20 protein-coding genes and 6 tRNA genes are annotated in these 18,332 nt (G+C 68.5%); 18 read left to right on the top strand and 8 right to left on the bottom strand.

The window, feature by feature from the left end; all coding sequences use genetic code 11:
- The first annotated feature begins 322 nt into the window (after positions 1-322).
- Entirely contained in the window at positions 323-811 is a 489-nt protein-coding gene (locus P3H15_RS06725) for a 2-isopropylmalate synthase (RefSeq protein ID WP_276136517.1), read from the top strand.
- A 70-nt stretch (positions 812-881) separates the two neighbouring features.
- Here P3H15_RS06725 and P3H15_RS06720 read toward each other — a convergent pair.
- The 5 genes from P3H15_RS06720 to P3H15_RS06700 all read right to left on the bottom strand — a co-directional run bounded on the left by P3H15_RS06720 (position 882) and on the right by P3H15_RS06700 (position 1,366).
- Positions 882-956, bottom strand: a tRNA-Val gene (locus P3H15_RS06720).
- Positions 957-972: 16 nt separating this feature from the next.
- A tRNA-Gly gene (locus P3H15_RS06715) sits at positions 973-1,045 on the bottom strand.
- A gap of 80 nt (positions 1,046-1,125) precedes the next feature.
- Positions 1,126-1,197 (bottom strand) — tRNA-Val (locus P3H15_RS06710).
- A 1-nt stretch (position 1,198) separates the two neighbouring features.
- Positions 1,199-1,269: transfer RNA gene (locus P3H15_RS06705), tRNA-Cys, on the bottom strand.
- Positions 1,270-1,293: 24 nt separating this feature from the next.
- Positions 1,294-1,366: transfer RNA gene (locus tag P3H15_RS06700), tRNA-Gly, on the bottom strand.
- 251 nt (positions 1,367-1,617) lie between these two features.
- Here P3H15_RS06700 and P3H15_RS06695 point away from each other — a divergent pair.
- The 11 genes from P3H15_RS06695 (at position 1,618) to P3H15_RS06645 (ending at position 12,103) form a co-directional block, all read left to right on the top strand.
- Positions 1,618-1,689 (top strand) — tRNA-Val (locus P3H15_RS06695).
- 155 nt (positions 1,690-1,844) lie between these two features.
- The gene (locus P3H15_RS06690; RefSeq protein WP_276136516.1) at positions 1,845-3,047 is read left to right on the top strand and encodes an RtcB family protein; all 1,203 of its coding nucleotides are present in this window, start codon (positions 1,845-1,847) and stop codon (positions 3,045-3,047) included.
- Between the two features lie 77 nt (positions 3,048-3,124).
- Positions 3,125-3,550, top strand: a complete 426-nt coding sequence (locus tag P3H15_RS06685) for a TIGR02611 family protein (protein WP_072942273.1) — start codon at positions 3,125-3,127, stop codon at positions 3,548-3,550.
- Between the two features lie 95 nt (positions 3,551-3,645).
- Positions 3,646-5,703 (top strand): threonine--tRNA ligase, encoded by a 2,058-nt coding sequence (gene thrS / locus P3H15_RS06680; protein ID WP_276136515.1) that lies wholly within the window; start codon positions 3,646-3,648, stop codon positions 5,701-5,703.
- Positions 5,704-5,708: 5 nt separating this feature from the next.
- Positions 5,709-6,284 carry an HIT domain-containing protein gene (locus tag P3H15_RS06675; protein ID WP_072942269.1) on the top strand — a complete coding sequence of 192 codons (576 nt, stop codon included), beginning with the start codon at positions 5,709-5,711 and terminating at the stop codon, positions 6,282-6,284.
- Between the two features lie 79 nt (positions 6,285-6,363).
- Positions 6,364-7,029 carry a phosphatidylinositol phosphate synthase gene (pgsA, locus tag P3H15_RS06670; protein ID WP_276136514.1) on the top strand — a complete coding sequence of 222 codons (666 nt, stop codon included), beginning with the start codon at positions 6,364-6,366 and terminating at the stop codon, positions 7,027-7,029.
- Positions 7,026-7,931, top strand: a complete 906-nt coding sequence (locus tag P3H15_RS06665; RefSeq protein WP_276136513.1) for a phosphatidylinositol mannoside acyltransferase — start codon at positions 7,026-7,028, stop codon at positions 7,929-7,931. The genes pgsA and P3H15_RS06665 overlap by 4 nt, the downstream gene beginning before the upstream one ends.
- Entirely contained in the window at positions 7,928-9,055 is a 1,128-nt protein-coding gene (locus tag P3H15_RS06660; protein ID WP_276136512.1) for a glycosyltransferase family 4 protein, read from the top strand. The genes P3H15_RS06665 and P3H15_RS06660 overlap by 4 nt, the downstream gene beginning before the upstream one ends.
- Positions 9,052-10,074 (top strand): NUDIX domain-containing protein, encoded by a 1,023-nt coding sequence (locus P3H15_RS06655; RefSeq protein ID WP_072942263.1) that lies wholly within the window; start codon positions 9,052-9,054, stop codon positions 10,072-10,074. The genes P3H15_RS06660 and P3H15_RS06655 overlap by 4 nt, the downstream gene beginning before the upstream one ends.
- Positions 10,075-10,226: 152 nt before the next feature.
- Positions 10,227-11,129, top strand: a complete 903-nt coding sequence (gene pdxS, locus P3H15_RS06650) for a pyridoxal 5'-phosphate synthase lyase subunit PdxS (RefSeq protein WP_015890540.1) — start codon at positions 10,227-10,229, stop codon at positions 11,127-11,129.
- Between the two features lie 152 nt (positions 11,130-11,281).
- Positions 11,282-12,103 (top strand): acyl-CoA thioesterase II, encoded by an 822-nt coding sequence (locus P3H15_RS06645; protein WP_276136511.1) that lies wholly within the window; start codon positions 11,282-11,284, stop codon positions 12,101-12,103.
- A 6-nt stretch (positions 12,104-12,109) separates the two neighbouring features.
- Here P3H15_RS06645 and P3H15_RS06640 read toward each other — a convergent pair whose 3' ends face one another.
- Positions 12,110-12,733: a hypothetical protein gene (locus P3H15_RS06640; protein ID WP_276136510.1), complete on the bottom strand. Its 624-nt coding sequence runs from the start codon at positions 12,731-12,733 to the stop codon at positions 12,110-12,112.
- Positions 12,734-12,789: 56 nt separating this feature from the next.
- Here P3H15_RS06640 and tesB point away from each other — a divergent pair, with 56 nt between their 5' ends.
- Both tesB and pdxT read left to right on the top strand, forming a co-directional pair.
- Positions 12,790-13,644: an acyl-CoA thioesterase II gene (tesB, locus tag P3H15_RS06635; protein ID WP_276136509.1), complete on the top strand. Its 855-nt coding sequence runs from the start codon at positions 12,790-12,792 to the stop codon at positions 13,642-13,644.
- Positions 13,641-14,249 (top strand): pyridoxal 5'-phosphate synthase glutaminase subunit PdxT, encoded by a 609-nt coding sequence (gene pdxT / locus P3H15_RS06630; protein WP_087555886.1) that lies wholly within the window; start codon positions 13,641-13,643, stop codon positions 14,247-14,249. Before tesB ends, pdxT begins: the two co-directional genes overlap by 4 nt.
- 158 nt (positions 14,250-14,407) lie before the next feature.
- On the opposite strand, the gene P3H15_RS06625 is transcribed toward pdxT, so the two are convergent.
- Positions 14,408-14,590: a hypothetical protein gene (locus P3H15_RS06625; protein ID WP_276136508.1), complete on the bottom strand. Its 183-nt coding sequence runs from the start codon at positions 14,588-14,590 to the stop codon at positions 14,408-14,410.
- Entirely contained in the window at positions 14,587-14,943 is a 357-nt protein-coding gene (locus tag P3H15_RS06620; protein ID WP_276136507.1) for a GntR family transcriptional regulator, read from the bottom strand. Before P3H15_RS06620 ends, P3H15_RS06625 begins: the two co-directional genes overlap by 4 nt.
- 145 nt (positions 14,944-15,088) lie before the next feature.
- Between P3H15_RS06620 and P3H15_RS06615 the strand changes: the two genes are divergently transcribed.
- The 4 genes from P3H15_RS06615 to ruvB all read left to right on the top strand — a co-directional run bounded on the left by P3H15_RS06615 (position 15,089) and on the right by ruvB (position 18,239).
- Complete coding sequence (locus tag P3H15_RS06615; protein WP_276136506.1) at positions 15,089-15,841, top strand: YebC/PmpR family DNA-binding transcriptional regulator; 753 nt, start codon at positions 15,089-15,091, stop codon at positions 15,839-15,841.
- Positions 15,842-15,976: 135 nt separating this feature from the next.
- On the top strand, positions 15,977-16,546 hold the full coding sequence (gene ruvC / locus P3H15_RS06610; RefSeq protein ID WP_087555889.1) for a crossover junction endodeoxyribonuclease RuvC: 570 nt from the start codon (positions 15,977-15,979) through the stop codon (positions 16,544-16,546).
- Positions 16,543-17,145 (top strand): Holliday junction branch migration protein RuvA, encoded by a 603-nt coding sequence (gene ruvA, locus P3H15_RS06605; protein ID WP_276136505.1) that lies wholly within the window; start codon positions 16,543-16,545, stop codon positions 17,143-17,145. Before ruvC ends, ruvA begins: the two co-directional genes overlap by 4 nt.
- A complete protein-coding gene (gene ruvB / locus P3H15_RS06600) occupies positions 17,142-18,239 on the top strand; it encodes a Holliday junction branch migration DNA helicase RuvB (protein WP_276136504.1) in 1,098 nt (365 codons plus the stop codon). The genes ruvA and ruvB overlap by 4 nt, the downstream gene beginning before the upstream one ends.
- The last annotated feature ends 93 nt before the right edge of the window (positions 18,240-18,332 follow it).

The following is an 18,332-nucleotide window of genomic DNA, read 5'->3' as shown; positions in this document are numbered from 1 at the left end:
CCCGGAACAAGACTGAGCCCCAGCCTTGGATGGGGGGTCATGGCTGGGGCTCATTGCCATCGGGGGGGTGGATGGCAAGTTCGACGATACATGAGGAATTCCTCACGTTCCAGAAGCAGGGGTAACGATTTCGTCACCCGACCGTCGCCGGCGCTACCGCACGCACCGGGGTTGTCTCGGCGGACGGTTGTCGCTTACAGTGTCCTCCATGCAGCGCATCCTCGTAGTTCTCCGCCGTAGCGGGGTCTGATACGGACCGACCCCTCGCTGCGGGTCGTTGAGCTACGCGTTGGTCCTCCCTCCTTTCAGGAAGACCACGAGAATGAGCGCCAACACTTCTTTCGCTTCGACCTTTCCCTCGTCGGCACCGGCCACCGATCCGTTCGCCGCGCGCCACGGCAAGTCGCTGCCGTCGGAACTCCGCACCGAGGCCGCCGGAATGACCTGGAACGCGTTCGACACCGTCTACGCACCGTCCAACGGTCCGTTCCGCCTGGGTAGCTGGTCGGAAACGAAGACCGGACCCGGAATGTGGGATTTCGAAGCCACCCTCGGCATCGGCGAATCGATCTGCAAGACCGGTGCGAGCGCGCCCGGCCCGGTCGCCGCCATGACCTCGATGCTGTACGACGCGGGGTGTGCGATGGAGATCCTGTCGTTCCATCAGCACGAGATCGGGCACCGCACCGCGACCTTCCTGCTCTGTGAGAGCGCCGGCATCCGGCTCTGGGCGATGGGAATCGGGGAGTCCCGCACGGAATCGACTCTGCGCGCAATGATCTCCGGCGCCAACCGGCTCCGGCCCGCCTGACCCGCAACGACGTGCGGCCCCGGTCGATGACCGGGGCCGCACGTCGTGAACTGTTCGGTTGAACGCGAAATGGTGCGCGATACTGGGATTGAACCAGTGACCTCTTCCGTGTCAGGGAAGCGCTCTCCCGCTGAGCTAATCGCGCGGGACGGAAAAAAGAGAGCGGACGACGGGATTCGAACCCGCGACCCCAACCTTGGCAAGGTTGTGCGCTACCAGCTGCGCCACGTCCGCATTCGTGAAGGCCCCTTCCGGGGCCGTCACTGTCGAGCAAGTCAAACATCTAACAGTCGAGCATCTAGCATCTATCTCGGTGCGCGATACTGGGATTGAACCAGTGACCTCTTCCGTGTCAGGGAAGCGCTCTCCCGCTGAGCTAATCGCGCGAGGTGGAGACGGGAATCGAACCCGTGTGCACGGCTTTGCAGGCCGTTGCCTCACCACTCGGCCACTCCACCGTAAAGGTTGAGTCCAACCTCTCGAGCGGACGACGGGATTCGAACCCGCGACCCCAACCTTGGCAAGGTTGTGCGCTACCAGCTGCGCCACGTCCGCATGCACCGTGTAACTCGCGGAGAATGTTCTCCGTGGTGCGGTTGAGAACATTAGCGGACCATCCGCGATAGTTACAAATCTGCAGGTCAAGGCATCAGACGGTGAACTGGGCGTGAACGGGGCCGGGTCGCGGGCGCGCCACATGCGGGGTCCGGCACGAATCCCACCCGAATCCCATCGGGGTGATTTTCGTTCGGCCGCCGGGTCTGTTAATGTTCCAACTCGTTCGAGCGCGAGTGTTTGCGCGCCTCGGTCCCGTGGCTCAGTGGAAGAGCGTCCCGTTCACACCGGGGAGGTCGCTGGTTCGATCCCAGCCGGGACCACCGAAAGAAGAGGCCGTTTCCGAAATCGGAAACGGCCTCTTCTTTTTCGTGTGCGCACCCGGAAAATCGGTTGTTGCCGCTCTCCGGTGCGACGGACAATGAACTGAGCCGGCCGAAATTTCCCGGGTGATCCGCTACCGAAGGACTGAAGTCCCATGTTCCCCGTGAGGCTGGAAGGCACCACCGCGCCGACATTGATGTGGGCGGAGGAGCAGACCATCGAGCAGGCTGCGTTGCAGCAGCTGCGGAACATGGCGGACCTGCCGTGGGTGCACGGGGTCCGCGTCATGCCCGACGTCCACGTGGGCAAGGGCGCGACGGTCGGTTCCGTCATCGCGATGCGGGCGGCGGTCGCCCCCGCGGCGGTCGGCGTCGACATCGGCTGCGGAATGACGGCGGTCCGGACCGATGTGACCGCGGGCGACCTGCCCGACACCCTGCGGTCGATGAGGTCGCACATCGAGCGGGCGGTGCCCGTCGGTTTCGCCATGCACGAGCACTCGGTGAACGTCGGCGCGCTGGGTACGGATGCCGGGGGAGTGAAGAAGGGGTGGCACCGCTTCTGGCAGGAGTTCGGCGACCTGCATTCCGGCGTGCAGTCCCGGGAGTCGCGGGCGATGAAGCAGATCGGCACCCTCGGCGGCGGCAACCACTTCATCGAGGTGTGCCTGTCGGACACCGACGAGGTCTGGCTGATGCTGCACTCCGGGTCACGCAACATCGGTAAGGAACTGGCGGAGCGGCACATCGCGGTGGCGCGGGCTCTGCCGCACAACCAGCGGCTGGTCGATCGCGATCTCGCGGTGTTCCTCGCAGGCAGTAAGGAGATGGACGCGTACCGCCACGACCTGACGTGGGCGCAGGAGTACGCGGCCCGGAACCGTGCCGTCATGCTCACGCTGGTGATGCGGGCCTTCCGGCAGTCCCTGCCCGGCAGAACGGTGCGGTTCGACGAGCCGATCTCCTGTCACCACAACTATGTGTCGGAGGAGATCGTCGACGGCGAGCCGATGCTCGTCACGCGTAAGGGCGCGATCCGGGCGGGCCGGGGTGATCTCGGACTCATCCCCGGGTCGATGGGCACCGGTTCCTACGTGGTGCGGGGCCTGGGCTCCGAGTTGTCGTTCAATTCGGCGTCGCACGGGGCGGGACGGACGATGAGCCGCACCAAGGCGAAGAAGAGGTTCACCGTCGAGGACCTGGTGCGGCAGACGTCCGGCGTCGAGTCGCGTAAGGACGCCGGCGTGATCGACGAGATCCCCGGCGCCTACAAGGACATCGAGCAGGTGATCGAAGCGCAGGCCGATCTCGTCGAGGTCGTGGCACACCTGCGGCAGGTCGTCTGTGTGAAGGGGTGACCGCAGGTCGCGGTCGGTAGGGTGGACTGGTGACCAGCAGAGAAGCTCGACCGGGACCCGCGCCCGAGAACAGGGATGTGGACGACTCGGATCTCTCCCCGTTCCAGGAAGCGGAGAGCCGCTGGCGCCGGTGGCGGGCACACGTCGCCGCGCGCCCGAGCCTCAACCTGGCGTACCGCATCGTGGTGGGGGTGATCGGCGTTCTCGTGCTCGCCGCCGGGATCGTCGCGATCCCGTACCCCGGCCCCGGCTGGCTGATCGTATTCGCGGGGCTCGGCATCCTCGCGTCCGAGTTCGCGTGGGCGCACCGGTTGCTGCACTACGCGCGGCAGCGCTACGACAAGTTCATGGACTGGTTCTCGCGGCAGTCGCTGGTGGTCAAGGGGGCGGGCGCGTTGCTGACGTGTGCCGTCGTCCTCGCCACGCTGTGGTTGCTTGGGACGTTCGGGCTCGTCGGGACGTGGATCGGCCTCGACTACCCGTGGCTGGAGAGCCCGCTCTAGCCGGACGCATGATTGGGTGTCACTGCTGGGCCGATAACATGGGCTGGCACATTCACCATGTCTGCACCGCACACCTCACCTAGGAGAACATCGCCGTGAGCACCCCCGCATCCGCCGCCCCAGCCACCCTCGTCCGGGTGCCCGCGGGGACGACGGCCGGTACAGCGGTTCGGGAGGCCGGCTACCCGAGCAAGGGCCCGGACGTCGTCGTCGTGGTCCGTGACGCCGAGGGCCAGCTCAAGGACCTGTCCTGGGTGCCCGACGCCGACGTCGAGGTCGAACCGGTCGCGGCGAACACCGACGACGGCCGCAGCGTCATCCGCCACTCGGCGGCGCACGTGCTCGCGCAGGCCGTCCAGCAGGAATTCCCCGAGGCCAAACTCGGCATCGGCCCGCCGATCAAGGACGGCTTCTACTACGACTTCGCCGTCGAACGCCCCTTCACTCCCGAGGACCTCGCGAACCTCGAGAAGCGGATGAAGAAGATCGTCAAGGGATCGCAGCGGTTCTCGCGCCGCGTCGTCGACTCGCTGGAGGAGGCGCGCGCCGAACTGGCGAACGAGCCCTTCAAGCTCGAACTCATCGACGACAAGTCGGGAATCGACGATCCGGAGATCATGGAGGTGGGCGGCAACGAGCTCACCATCTACGACAACCTGGACCCGCGGACCGGCGAGAAGGTGTGGGGTGACCTGTGCCGCGGCCCGCACATTCCCACCACCAAGCACATCCCCGCGTTCAAGCTCACCCGCAGCTCGGCGGCGTACTGGCGCGGCAACCAGGACAACGCCGACCTCCAGCGCATCTACGGCACCGCGTGGGAGTCGGCGGAGGCGCAGGAGCAGCACCTGGAACTGCTCGCCGAGGCCGAGCGCCGCGACCACCGCAAGCTGGGGTCGGAACTCGACCTGTTCAGCTTCCCCGACGAGCTCGGCTCGGGACTGCCCGTGTTCCATCCCCGGGGCGGGATCATCCGCACCGAGATGGAGGACTACTCCCGCAAGCGCCACGTCGAGGAGGGGTACGAGTTCGTCAACACCCCCCACATCACCAAGGGCCACCTCTACGAGGTGTCGGGTCACCTGGACTGGTACCGCGACGGCATGTTCCCCGCGATGCACATCGACGAGGAACTGAACGAGGACGGCACCGTGCGCAAGCCGGGCCAGGACTACTACCTCAAGCCGATGAACTGCCCGATGCACAACCTGATCTTCCGCTCCCGCGGACGGTCGTACCGCGAACTGCCGTTGCGGCTCTTCGAGTTCGGTTCGGTGTACCGGTACGAGAAGTCGGGTGTCGTCCACGGACTGACCCGCGTGCGCGGCATGACGCAGGACGACGCGCACATCTACTGCACCCGCGAGCAGATGCGCGACGAACTGGCGACCACCCTGCAGTTCGTCCTCGGCCTGCTGAAGGACTACGGACTGGACGACTTCTACCTCGAGCTGTCCACCAAGAACCCGGACAAGTTCGTCGGCGACGACGCCGTGTGGGAGGAAGCGACGGCGACGCTCGCCGAGGTCGCGGAGTCGTCGGGGCTGAACCTCGTTCCCGATCCGGGCGGCGCCGCGTTCTACGGCCCGAAGATCTCGGTGCAGGTGCAGGACGCCCTGGGGCGCACCTGGCAGATGTCGACCATTCAGCTCGACTTCAACCTGCCCGAGCGGTTCGATCTCGAATACACCGCCAACGACGGCACCAAGCAGCGGCCGGTGATGATCCACCGGGCCCTGTTCGGCTCCATCGAACGGTTCTTCGGTGTGCTCACCGAGCACTACGCGGGTGCGTTTCCCGCCTGGCTGGCGCCCGTCCAGGTGGTCGGCATCCCGGTGGCCGAGGCGTTCGCCGATCACCTCTTCGACGTGGTGAAGCGGCTGAAGGCCGCCGGTGTCCGTGCCGAGGTCGACGCGAGCGACGACCGCATGCAGAAGAAGATCTTCAACCACACGGCGCAGAAGGTGCCGTTCATGCTGCTGGCGGGTGCGCGCGACGTCGAAGCCGGCGCGGTCAGCTTCCGATTCCGCGACGGCACCCAGGTCAACGGGGTGTCCGTGGACGACGCCGTGCGCATCGTCACCGAGTGGATCGGCCGCCGCGAGAACGCCTCGCCGACCGCGGAACTGCTGCAATCCGGTCAGGAAGGGTGACGCACATGACCGGAGGTGACGACCTGACGGCCGACGAGATGCTCGGCGGCCCCGGCCGCCTGGTCGACCGCGGACCCGGCGAGCCCGATCACCTTCAGCGGATCTGGTCGCCGCACCGCATGTCGTACATCGCCGAGACGCCGAAGTCGCGGGACACCCCGAACGAGCCGTTCATCGACATCCCGAAGATGGACGACGAGGACGGGCTGATCGTCGCCCGCGGGGAACACGTGTACGCGGTGCTCAACCTGTACCCATACAACCCGGGGCACCTGATGGTGGTTCCCTACCGCAAGGTCGCGGCGCTCGAAGACCTGACGGAAGAGGAGAGCGCCGAGCTGATGTCGTTCACACAGCAGGCGCTGCGCGTGATCAAGCGGGTGTCGCGGCCGGACGGTTTCAATGTCGGCCTCAATCTCGGTGCGGCGGCGGGTGGTTCGCTCGCCGAGCACCTGCATCAGCACATCGTTCCGCGCTGGGGCGGGGACGCGAACTTCATCACGGTCCTCGCCGGGGTCAAGGTCATGCCGCAATTGCTGCGCGAGACCCGGGGGCTGCTGGCGAAGGCCTGGAATGAATGACGCGATAGATGAATGACGCGCGAGTCGCTGACTCACGCGTTCGGGGTTCCTGTCGGGAAGTGAAGAACGGGGTGGAGAGGTGCTGAGCTTCTTCGGGCGGGCATCGGTGTCCAAGGTGACGGCGCCGCTGGGGAAGGCCCTGGTCAAGACCGGGCTCACCCCCGATTCCGTCACCGTCATCGGCACCGTCGCGACCGTGGCGGGAGCCGTCACGCTGTTTCCCAGCGGGCATCTGTTCTGGGGAGCGATGTTCATCTGGCTGTTCGTGATGTTCGACATGCTGGACGGCGCGATGGCACGCGCGCGGGGCGGCGGAACCCGGTACGGCGCCGTCCTCGACGCCACCTGCGACCGAGTGGCCGACGGCGCGATCTTCGCCGGCCTCGCCTGGTGGGCCGTCTACCACGAGAGCAGCAAGCCGCTGCTGATCGCGACGCTGCTGTGCCTCGTCACCTCGCAGGTGATCTCGTACGCCAAGGCGCGCGCCGAGGCGAGCGGACTGTCCGCCGACGGCGGCCTCATCGAACGGCCCGATCGGCTGATCATCGTGCTCGTCGGCGCCGGCGTCACCGGGCTCGGAGTGCCGTGGGCCGTGCACGTCGCGATGTGGTTGCTGTCGGCGGGCAGCGTGATCACCGTGTTCCAGCGGGTTCTGGCGGTCCGCCGGTCGCCGGGGGCGCGGGACGTGCTGCCCCTGCCGCCCGCAGATCCGACGCCGGAAGACGGACAGGCGACCGTGCAGTGAGCGGCGTGTCCGAACGCCTCAGCGACCTGGGGTACGCGGCCGGCTGGCGGCTGGTGCGTGCACTGCCCGAGAAGGCCGCGGTCACCCTGTTCGACAGGGGAGCCGACTTCGCCGTCCGCAGCGGCGGCCCGGACCAGTTGCGCCGCAACCTCGCCCGGGTGCTGGGCGTGACCCCCGCCGAGGTGCCGGATGCCCTGATGCGGGCGTCGATGCGGTCCTACGCACGGTACTGGCGGGAGGCGTTCCGGCTGCCGTCGATGGACCTGGTGAAGACCGGCGCCGCCCTCGACGAGCTGATCGAGGGTCAGAAACACCTCGACGCGGCGAAGGAAGCCGGCCGGGGCGCGATTCTCGCACTTCCGCACAGCGGCAACTGGGACATGGCCGGTGTGTGGTGCGCCCAGCACTGGGGTGGCCTGTCCACGGTCGCCGAACGGCTGAAACCCGAATCGCTGTACCAGCGGTTCGTCGACTACCGCGAAGGCCTCGGCTTCGAGATCTTCCCGCTCAGCGGCGGTGAGCACCCCCCGTTCGTGGAACTGTCGGAGCGGTTGCGGGACAACGGCATCGTGTGCCTCCTCGGTGAACGCGACCTGGCGAAGAAGGGTGTCCCGGTGACGTTCTTCGGGGAACCGACCCGCATGCCCGCCGGTCCCGCCAAGCTGGCGATCGACACCGGTGCGCCGCTGCTGCCGGTGCACTGCTGGTTCACCGACGGCGGGTGGGGTTTCCGCATCGACCCGCCGATCGACACGACCGCGGGAGTGGCCGCGGCGACCCAGGCCCTGGCGGACCGGTTCGAGGCCAACATCGCCGCACATCCCGAGGACTGGCACATGCTTCAGCCGCTGTGGCTGTCCGACCTGTCTCAGGCGAGGCTCTCCCGGTTGGAGAACTCGTGAAGATCGGCATGGTCTGCCCGTACTCGTTCGACGTCCCGGGCGGAGTGCAGGCGCACGTCGTCGACCTCGCGGAGGTCCTGATCGAGCGCGGGCACAAGGTGAGCGTCCTGGCGCCGGCGTCCGACGACGTCGACCTGCCCGGTTTCGTCGTGTCGGCGGGACGCGCCCTCGCGATTCCCTACAACGGTTCGGTGGCCCGGCTGAGTTTCGGCCCAGCCGCGAGTGCCCGGGTCCGGCGGTGGATCTCGGACAACGACTTCGACGTCCTGCACATCCACGAGCCCAACGCGCCGAGCCTGTCGATGCTCGCCATGCGGGTGGCGGAGGGGCCCATCGTGGCGACGTTCCACACCTCGACCACGAAGTCGTTGGTGCTGAGCACGTTTCAGGGCGTGCTCCAGCCGTACCTGGAGAAGATCAGCGGGCGCATCGCGGTATCGGAACTTGCGCGGCGCTGGCAGGTGGAATCGCTCGGCTCCGACGCCGTCGAAATCCCCAACGGCGTCGACGTCCCGGCGTTCGCGAACGCCGAACCGCTGCCCGGCTATCCGCGCCCCGGCAAGACCATCCTCTTCCTCGGCCGCTACGACGAGCCACGCAAGGGCATGGCCGTGCTCCTGAAGGCGCTGCCCGCGCTGGTGGAGAAGTATCCCGATCTCGAGGTGCTGGTGGTCGGCCGCGGCGACGAGGACAAGTTGCGCCGCGAGGCGGGCCCGGTGTTCGGGCATCTGCGTCTGCTCGGCCAAGTCGACGACGCAGAGAAGGCGTCGGCGCTGCGGAGCGCCGACGTGTACTGCGCCCCCAACCTCGGCGGTGAGAGCTTCGGCATCGTGCTGGTGGAGGCGATGGCCGCCGGAGCCGCCGTCGTCGCGAGTGAACTGGACGCATTTCGCCGGGTCCTGCGGGACGGGCAGGCGGGCGTGCTGGTGCCGGTGGGGGACGCGGCGGCGCTCGCCGCCGGGATCGACTCGGTGCTCGGCGACCCCGAGCGCAGCACCGCGCTCACCGACGTCGGTCGCACGGTGGTCACCGAATACGACTGGCCGGTGGTGGCCGAGCAGATCCTGCGTGTCTACGAGACGGTCACCGTCGGCCGCGACGGCGTGCGGGAGGTCGGCTCGTGACGCTCTCCGCCCTCACGATCCTGGTTCTCGCGCTGGTCGCGGCCGTCGTCCTCGCGATCGGCCTGTGGGCGTACGGCACGGCCAACCGCCTCGACCGCCTGCACGTCCGCTCCGACCTGTCCTGGCAGGCCCTCGACGCCGCACTCGCCCGCCGGGCGGTGGTCGTCCGTGCGGCGGCCGCGGCGATGGACCCACCCGAGGGCAGGTCGCTGGCCGCGCTGGCGGCCAGGGCCGAACGAGCGGACCGGGCCGACCGGGAGATCGCCGAGAACGCGTTGTCCAGCGCACTCTCGTCGCTCGACCCGGACACCCTGCGCCCCCAGCTGGTGGCGGAACTCGCCGACGCCGAGGCGCGGGTGCTGATCGCCCGCCGATTCCACAACGACGCCGTCCGCGACACGCTCGCCCTGCGCACCCGGCGGCCCGTCAGATGGCTGCACCTCGGGGGCACGGCCCCGCTGCCGACGTACTTCGAGATCACCGAACGCTCGTCCGCCGCCGCGGTCACCGAGGGACTGTCCCTCGACTCTGTCCGGACGTCCGCCCGGGTGGTGCTGCTCGACGGTGACGGCCGGGTGCTGCTGCTGCGGGGACACGACCCCACCGTCCCCGACATCTACTACTGGTTCACGATCGGTGGCGCCGTCGAGAAGGGCGAGAACCTGCGGGCGGCGGCGGTCCGGGAGATCGCCGAGGAGACCGGGCACACCGCATCACCCGAGTCGCTGCGCGGACCGATGTGGCGTCGGGTGGCGATCTTCTCCTGGAACGGGCAGCTCATCCGGTCCGAGGAGCTGTTCTTCGCATTGCGCACCGACGGGTTCGAGCCGCATCACGGCGGCTTCACCGAACTCGAGAGCCGCACCATCACCGGTCACCGGTGGTGCACCGCGGACACGGTGCGGGAACTGGCGGCGGCGGGCGAAGCCGTATACCCGCACGACCTCGCGGATCTCCTCGACGAGGCAGAAGCGGTCGCAGTTGCCGCCGACGACCCCGAGGTGCGCGCGATCACCTGAGCCGACCGCAGGTCCGGAGAAAGCCAGCAATCGCGGACTGGCTACGGAAGTGGACTGGCGTTCGTCCTAGAATCGGGTACTGCAGCGTGAAACGTTCTCGCTCACGCATGCCGCTATCGCAATCAATCCACGCCACACCTCAGGAGTTCGCTGTGAGCACCCCCGACACCACCCCCACCACCGGTACGGCGCGCGTCAAGCGCGGCATGGCCGAGATGTTGAAGGGCGGGGTCATCATGGACGTCGTCACCCCCGACCAGGCGAAGATCGCCGAAGACGCCGGTGCCGTCGCGGTGATGGCACTCGAGCGGGTGCCCGCGGACATCCGCGCCCAGGGCGGCGTGTCCCGGATGAGCGACCCGGACATGATCGACGGCATCATCTCGGCGGTGTCGATCCCGGTGATGGCCAAGGCTCGGATCGGGCACTTCGTCGAGGCGCAGATCCTGCAGTCGCTCGGTGTCGACTACATCGACGAGTCCGAGGTCCTGACGCCGGCCGATTACGCCAACCACATCGACAAGTGGAAGTTCACGGTTCCGTTCGTCTGTGGTGCCACGAACCTGGGTGAGGCCCTGCGCCGGATCACCGAGGGTGCGGCGATGATCCGCTCGAAGGGTGAGGCCGGCACCGGGGACGTGTCCAACGCGACCACCCACATGCGCACCATCGGCGGGGAGATCCGCCGGCTGACGTCGCTGAGCGAGGACGAGCTGTACGTGGCGGCCAAGGAGCTGCAGGCCCCGTACGACCTGGTCGTCGAGGTCGCCAAGGCCGGTAAGCTGCCGGTCACCATGTTCACCGCCGGTGGCATCGCCACCCCGGCGGACGCGGCGATGATGATGCAGCTCGGTGCGGAGGGCGTGTTCGTCGGGTCGGGCATCTTCAAGTCGGGCAACCCGGCCGAGCGCGCCGCGGCGATCGTCAAGGCGACCACGTTCTTCGACGACCCGGACGTCCTCGCGAAGGTGTCCCGCGGGCTGGGCGAGGCGATGGTCGGCATCAACGTCGACGACATCCCCGTCCCGCACCGGCTCGCCGAACGCGGCTGGTGATCCCCGCGCTCGATCACTGATCGAGCGTCGGCGCTCCCGGCGCTGTTCCTCCGCTCGCACCGCACGTGGCCCCCACCGGGGCCCGTGCGGTGCGGCCCGGTGCGCGGGCCCGTGGGAGAGTGTCAGCGGACGAGCATCGGAAGGGGCCGTGGATGGCGACGATCGAAGAGATCCTGGAAGTGGAACGCCTCGAGGAGAACATCTTCCGGGGCATAGCGACCGAGACCATGCTTCCCCGCACCTTCGGCGGGCAGGTGGCCGGTCAGGCACTGGTGGCGGCGGTCCGCACGGTCGAACCCCGGTTCGCGGTGCATTCGCTGCACGGCTACTTCCTCCGTCCCGGCAATCCCGCGATGCCGATCGTGTACCTCGTGGACCGGATCCGGGACGGCCGCTCGTTCGTGACCCGGCGGGTCAGCGCCGTGCAGGACGGCCAGGCCATCTTCACGATGTCGGCGTCCTTCCAGGTCGACGACGCGGGCATCGAGCACCAGGACGAGATGCCGGTGGTGCCGCCTCCCGATTCGCTACCGTTCGCCAGCGAGTCCGAAGACCCGGAGATCGCCTGGCTGGCCCGGGAGTGGTCCGACTGGGACATCCGGATCGTCGGACACGGGGAGGTCGACCGCATCCGCGGTGCGGCCGCGCAGCAGCAGGCGTGGTTCCGGTCCCGCCGGACGCTGCCCGACGACCCCGTCTTCCATGTCTGCGCGCTGGCGTACATGAGCGACATGACGCTCATCGGTTCCGCGATGACTCCGCATCCCGGTGTCGAGATCGACAGTGCCTCACTCGATCACGCCCTGTGGTTCCTGCGCCCGTTCCGGGCCGACGAATGGCTGCTGTACGACCAGACGTCACCGTCCGCCGGCTTCGGCCGGGGGCTCGCACAGGGGCGCATCTTCGACCGGAAGGGGAACCTGGTCGCCGCCGTGGTGCAGGAAGGGCTGACCCGGTTCCTGCGCACGACGTGACCGGGTTCAGCGGCCCGCCCGGACCGCGGGTTTCGGCGGATGGTCGTACCGCACCAGCAGGTCGGGTTCGGCGGTGACGTCGGCGGCGCGGCGCAGCAGCGCGGGCACGGTCCATCGTTGATCGGCCGGGGTACCGCGCAGCAGGGCCCCTTCACTCAGGTGGAGGTGCACGGTGACGTCGAAGTCGAGGTCCCGGCCGAGCAGCATCGGGCCCGTCACGAGAAGCACCTGCCCGTCGGCCGCGGGTACGCGGGCACAGCGGGCGGAGCGATCCTCGGCCTCGTCCCACAGTCGCGGCAACCACCGGCGGTCGGTGCGGACCGACCGCACCACCTCCCGGTTCAGTGCGTCGTAGTCGAACCAGAGCGTGCGGTAGCTGAGTTCGTCGTCGCGTCCGTGCTCGAACCGCAGGGAGGCCGGCCGGACGTAGTCGTGGACGGACACGACGTCGCAGGGCCGGCCCTGTTCGCGCAGCGACGCGCAGATCGCTTCCGCGAGGGGCAGCGGCCGCGCGGCGTCGGGGGCATCGATCGCGACGACGGCGGTGCCGTCCAGCGCGAGACAACGTTCGGTGACGAGCGCGACGAGACCGTCCGGGCTCGTCGGTGTGAACATCGTCATGGCACCCATGGTGCCTCGAGCCCGAACCGGGCGGATAACCTTGACCAGGCACAGAAGGAGGGCGGATGGCGAGCATCGAGGACATTCTCGAACTCGAAGCGCTGGAGAAGGACATCTTCCGCGGGTCGGTTCATCCGTCCGTGCTGAAGCGGACGTTCGGCGGGCAGGTCGCCGGTCAGTCGCTCGTCTCCGCCGTCCGCACCGTCGACGAGAGATTCGAGGTGCACTCTCTGCACGGGTACTTCCTGCGCCCCGGAAATCCGGCGGAACCCACCGTGTACCTGGTCGACCGGATCCGGGACGGCCGGTCCTTCTGCACCCGGCGGGTCACGGGCATCCAGGACGGCAAGGCGATCTTCACCATGTCGGCGTCGTTCCACTCTCAGGACGAGGGCATCGAGCACCAGGACACGATGCCGTCGGTCCCCGAGCCCGAAGAGCTCGTCGACGCACAGACCGTCGAGGAGATGGCCGCCACGGATCTCTACCGGGAATGGAAGGAATGGGACGTCCGTATCGTTCCGGCCGACTGCACCAGGAAGACTCCCGGAATCGCCGCACAGCAACGCGTGTGGATGCGCTACAGAAACAAGCTGCCCGACGATCAGGTCTTCCACATCTGCACCCTCGCCTACCTCAGTGACATGACGCTCCTCGGCGCGTCGAAGGTCCCGCACCCGGGAGTGGTGACCCAGACCGCGTCGCTCGACCACGCCATGTGGTTCCTGCGCCCGTTCCGCGCCGACGAGTGGCTGCTCTACGACCAGACCTCACCCTCCGCCGGCTTCGGCCGCGCCCTCACCCAGGGCCGCATGTTCGACCGGAACGGCACCATGGTCGCCGCCGTGGTGCAGGAGGGGTTGACCCGCATCCAGCGCGATCAGGACCAGCGCGACATCGAGACAGGAAACATGGCATGACCCGCCCCCTCGTCGGAGTACTCGCCCTGCAGGGCGACGTCCGTGAACACCTTGCCGCACTGAATGATTCGGGCGCCGATGCCGTGGGCATCCGTCGCCCGGAGGAGCTCGAGAAGATCGACGGTCTGGTGATCCCGGGCGGTGAGTCGACGACGATGAGCAAGCTGCTGCAGATCTTCGAACTGCTCGAGCCGCTGAAGGCCCGCCTGCGCGACGGGTTGCCCGCCTACGGGTCCTGCGCCGGGATGATCCTCCTCGCGAGCGAGATCCTCGACACCCGGCCCGACGCCCAGCACCTCGGCGCCATCGACATGACCGTGCGCCGCAACGCATTCGGCCGTCAGGTCGATTCCTTCGAGTCCGACCTCGAATTCGAAGGGATCGTCGGCGACCCGATGCGGGCAGTGTTCATCCGGGCCCCGTGGGTGGAGCGCGTCGGCGACGACGTCCAGGTCCTCGCCCGGGTGCCCGAGTCGGGTGGCGCTGCCGCCGGACGCATCGTCGCCGTGCGGCAGGGTTCCGTGGTGGCGACGTCGTTCCACCCGGAGGTCACGGGGGACCGGCGAGTGCACGAGTTGTTCGTCGACATCGTCCGCGGGGTCTAGGGCATCTCTCCCGATCCCTGACCCGCCGGACGGGGTGCGGCGAGCGAGTTGAGGAGCGCCGCACCCTGGGCGGCGCCGTCGACGGTGACGGGGAGCCAGAGCGCGGCGTCGGTGCGGATCCGGGCCGCGACGACGCCGGCGGTGCCCGCGGCGATCGCTCAGACGGCGAGGGCGATCCAGAAGTAGGTGGTCGTGTCGGTGAAAGCGTCGGGTCGGCTGCCGGACCAGTGGCCGGCCACCACCGGCGGCAGATCGCCGCCCCACGCGAGTCTCGCGATCACGAGGGCGAGGAGGGGTACCGCCGAGGTCGCGGCGAGGAGGCGCGTGCGGGAGGTCGTCATCGTTCGGTGGTCTCCTTGATCACGTCGAGCATCTGTTCGGTGTCGAGTCCGAGGCGCCGTGCCTCGGCGACGAAAGTGCGTGCGGCTTCGGTCAATCCGGTACGAATCGGGTCCGTGTCGGCGCGGACGACCGCGCCCCGGCCCCGGCGGAGGTCGATCAGCCCCTCGTCGCGGAGGGTGGCGTAGGCGCGCAGCACCGTGTGGAGGTTGACGTCGATGGACTCGGCCAGTGCCCGGGCGGAGGGCAGCCGGTCGCCCGCGCCGATCTCGCCGCGCAGGAACGCACCGCGCACATTGGCGGCGATCTGTTCGCCCAGTGGGGTGCCGGAGCTGTGGTCGACTCGCATCACCATTGTTTGCATTATATGCAAACAATGGTGACTATTGCGAGTTGTTACCCCGGGATAGCGCAGGGGCGGCCGGGCTGCGGGTAACATCGTCAAAGCTGAAACCGCGCATTCGGCGTGCCAAAAGCAGCAGGAAAGGGGCTTGAATCGCATGAGCGGCCACTCCAAATGGGCCACCACCAAGCACAAGAAGGCTGTGATCGATGCCAAGCGTGGCAAAGCCTTCGCGAAGCTGATCAAGAACATCGAGGTGGCGGCCCGTACCGGCGGTGGCGACCCTGCGGGAAACCCCACCCTGTACGACGCCATCCAGAAGGCCAAGAAGACGTCGGTCCCCAACGACAATATCGAGCGCGCCCGCAAGCGCGGCGCCGGTGAAGAAGCGGGCGGCGCCGACTGGCAGACCATCATGTACGAGGGCTACGGACCCAACGGCGTGGCCGTCCTCATCGAGTGCCTGACCGACAACCGCAACCGTGCGGCCGGCGAGGTGCGGACCGCGATGACCCGCAACGGCGGAAACATGGCCGACCCGGGCTCGGTGTCCTACCTCTTCACGCGCAAGGGCGTCGTCACCCTGGAGAAGGGCGACCAGACCGAGGACGACGTGCTGATGGCCGTCCTCGATGCCGGCGCCGAAGAGGTCACCGACCTCGGCGAGACGTTCGAGATCGTGAGCGAGCCCACCGACCTCGTGGCCGTCCGCAGCGCTCTGCAGGAGGCGGGAATCGACTACGACTCCGCCGAGGCGGACTTCCGAGCATCCGTCGAGGTCCCGGTCGACGCGGACGGTGCCCGCAAGGTGTTCAAGCTCGTCGACGCGCTCGAGGATTCCGACGACGTGCAGAACGTCTACACCAACGTGGACCTCTCCGACGAGGTGCTCGCGGAGCTCGACGGCTGATCGCACGAGACGTGGCTCGGGGCGGGGGAGCGGTGCTCGCCCGCCCCGTCGCGTCCTGCGTGTTGGTCCGTCGGCACGTCCGACCCCACGGCTAAGCTATCGAACAGCTGTTCGGCGTGGGAGAGGTGGCTGTGCGTGCGTGTGCTGGGTGTGGATCCCGGTCTGACCCGGTGCGGATTCGGAGTGGTGGACGGCGGCAACGGCCGCACCGTCACCCCGGTGGCCGTCGACGTGGTCCGAACCCCGGCAGACCTCGAATTGTCGTCCCGGCTGTTGCGGATCTCCGAGGCCGCCGAATCGTGGATCGATCTGCACCGGCCGGAGGTCGTGGCGATCGAGCGGGTGTTCTCCCAGCACAATGTCCGCACCGCGATGGGCACCGCGCAGGCGGGCGGCGTCGTCGCCCTCGCCGCCGCGCGCCGCGGCATCCCCGTGTGTTTCCATACCCCCAGCGAGGTCAAGGCGGCCGTCACCGGAAGCGGATCGGCCGACAAAGCTCAGGTGACGGCGATGGTGACACGCATCCTCAAGTTGGCGGCCGCGCCCAAACCGGCCGACGCCGCGGACGCGCTGGCCCTGGCGATCTGCCATTGCTGGCGGGCGCCGATGATCGAACGCATGGCCCGCGCCGAAGCCGCGGCCGCCGAACAGAAACGTCGCTACCAGGCCCGGCTGGCCGAAGTGAAGAAGGCAGGTACACGATGATCGCGTCCGTCCGTGGCGAGGTGCTCGAGATCGCCCTCGACCATGCGGTGATCGAATCCGCGGGAGTGGGATATCGCGTGAACGCGACCCCGGCCACCCTCGGCGGGCTGCAGCGGGGAACCGAGGCCCGGTTGGTCACGGCGATGATCGTCCGCGAGGACTCGATGACGCTGTACGGGTTCCCCGACTCCGAGTCCAAGGAGTTGTTCGGGCTGCTCCAGACGGTGTCGGGTGTCGGTCCACGCCTGGCGATGGCGACACTCGCCGTCCTCGAACCCGAGGCGTTGCGGGCCGCGCTCGCCGAGGGCAACGTCACGGCACTCACCCGGGTGCCCGGCATCGGCAAGCGCGGGGCGGAGCGGATGGTCGTCGAACTGCGCGACAAGGTCGACGCGGTCGCGTCCACGTCCGGGGCGGTGCCGCTCGGCGCGGGCGGCGGCGGATCGATCCGCGATCAGATCGTCGAGGCGCTCGTCGGGCTGGGCTTCCCGGCCAAGCAGGCCGAACAGGCCACCGACTCCGTCCTCGCCGAGGCCCCCGAGTCGACCACCTCGTCCGCGCTGCGCTCCGCCCTGTCCCTGCTCGGGAAGTCCAGATGAATCCCGAACCCGGCGGCGACTATGACGACGAGTCCCCGGTTTCGGCCGATCTCGTCGCCGGTGACGGCGACATCGAGGCCAGCCTGCGGCCGAAGAACCTGCACGATTTCATCGGGCAGCCGCGGGTCCGGGAGCAGTTGCAACTCGTCCTGACCGGCGCCAAGATGCGCGGCGGCACCCCCGACCACATCCTGCTCTCCGGCCCGCCCGGGCTGGGAAAGACCAGCATGGCGATGATCATCGCCGCCGAACTGGGTTCCTCGCTGAGACTGACGTCGGGTCCGGCGCTCGAGCGCGCCGGCGATCTGGCCGCCATGCTGAGCAATCTCGTCGAGGGCGACGTGCTGTTCATCGACGAGATCCACCGCATCGCCCGTCCGGCGGAGGAGATGCTCTACCTCGCGATGGAGGACTTCCGGGTCGACGTCGTGGTCGGCAAGGGTCCCGGCGCCACCTCCATACCGCTGGAGGTCGCGCCGTTCACCTTGGTCGGGGCCACCACCCGCTCGGGGGCGCTCACCGGGCCGCTACGCGACCGGTTCGGGTTCACCGCCCACATGGACTTCTACGAACCGGCGGAGCTGCAGCAGATCCTCCTGCGGTCGGCGGGCATCCTCGGGGTGCAACTCGGCGAGGAGGCCGGCGCCGAGATCGCGAGTCGGTCCCGGGGCACACCCCGTATCGCGAACCGCCTGCTCCGCCGCGTCCGCGACTACGCCGAGGTTCGCGCGGACGGCGTCGTCACCCGCGAGATCGCGCACGCCGCCCTCGCCGTGTACGACGTCGACCAGCTGGGACTCGACCGCCTCGACCGTTCCGTCCTCAGCGCCCTGGTGCGCAGCTTCGGCGGCGGCCCGGTCGGGGTGTCCACCCTGGCGGTCGCGGTGGGTGAGGAGCCCGCCACTGTCGAGGAGGTGTGTGAGCCGTTCCTCGTCCGCGCCGGAATGATCGCGCGCACACCCCGCGGCCGTGTCGCCACCGCGGCCGCGTGGATGCAACTGGGCCTGACCCCGCCGCCGGACGCCGTGACCGGCGGAATCGAGGTCCGCGTCAACGAACCGCAGGCCTCTCTGTTCGATCCGGAAGACCCCTGATCGACTCCCGGAGAAACGCCCGCCTCGTGCCGACCGAACCGGTGTCCGGGCCGGTGATGGCACACTGGTGTATTGCATCGGTCCAACCGGGAC

Source organism: Rhodococcus sp. T2V (assembly GCF_029269925.1).
Taxonomy (GTDB): domain Bacteria; phylum Actinomycetota; class Actinomycetes; order Mycobacteriales; family Mycobacteriaceae; genus Rhodococcus_F; species Rhodococcus_F koreensis.
The sequence above is the reverse complement of the archived record's forward strand: the minus strand, read 5'-3'. Positions and strand labels throughout refer to the sequence as shown.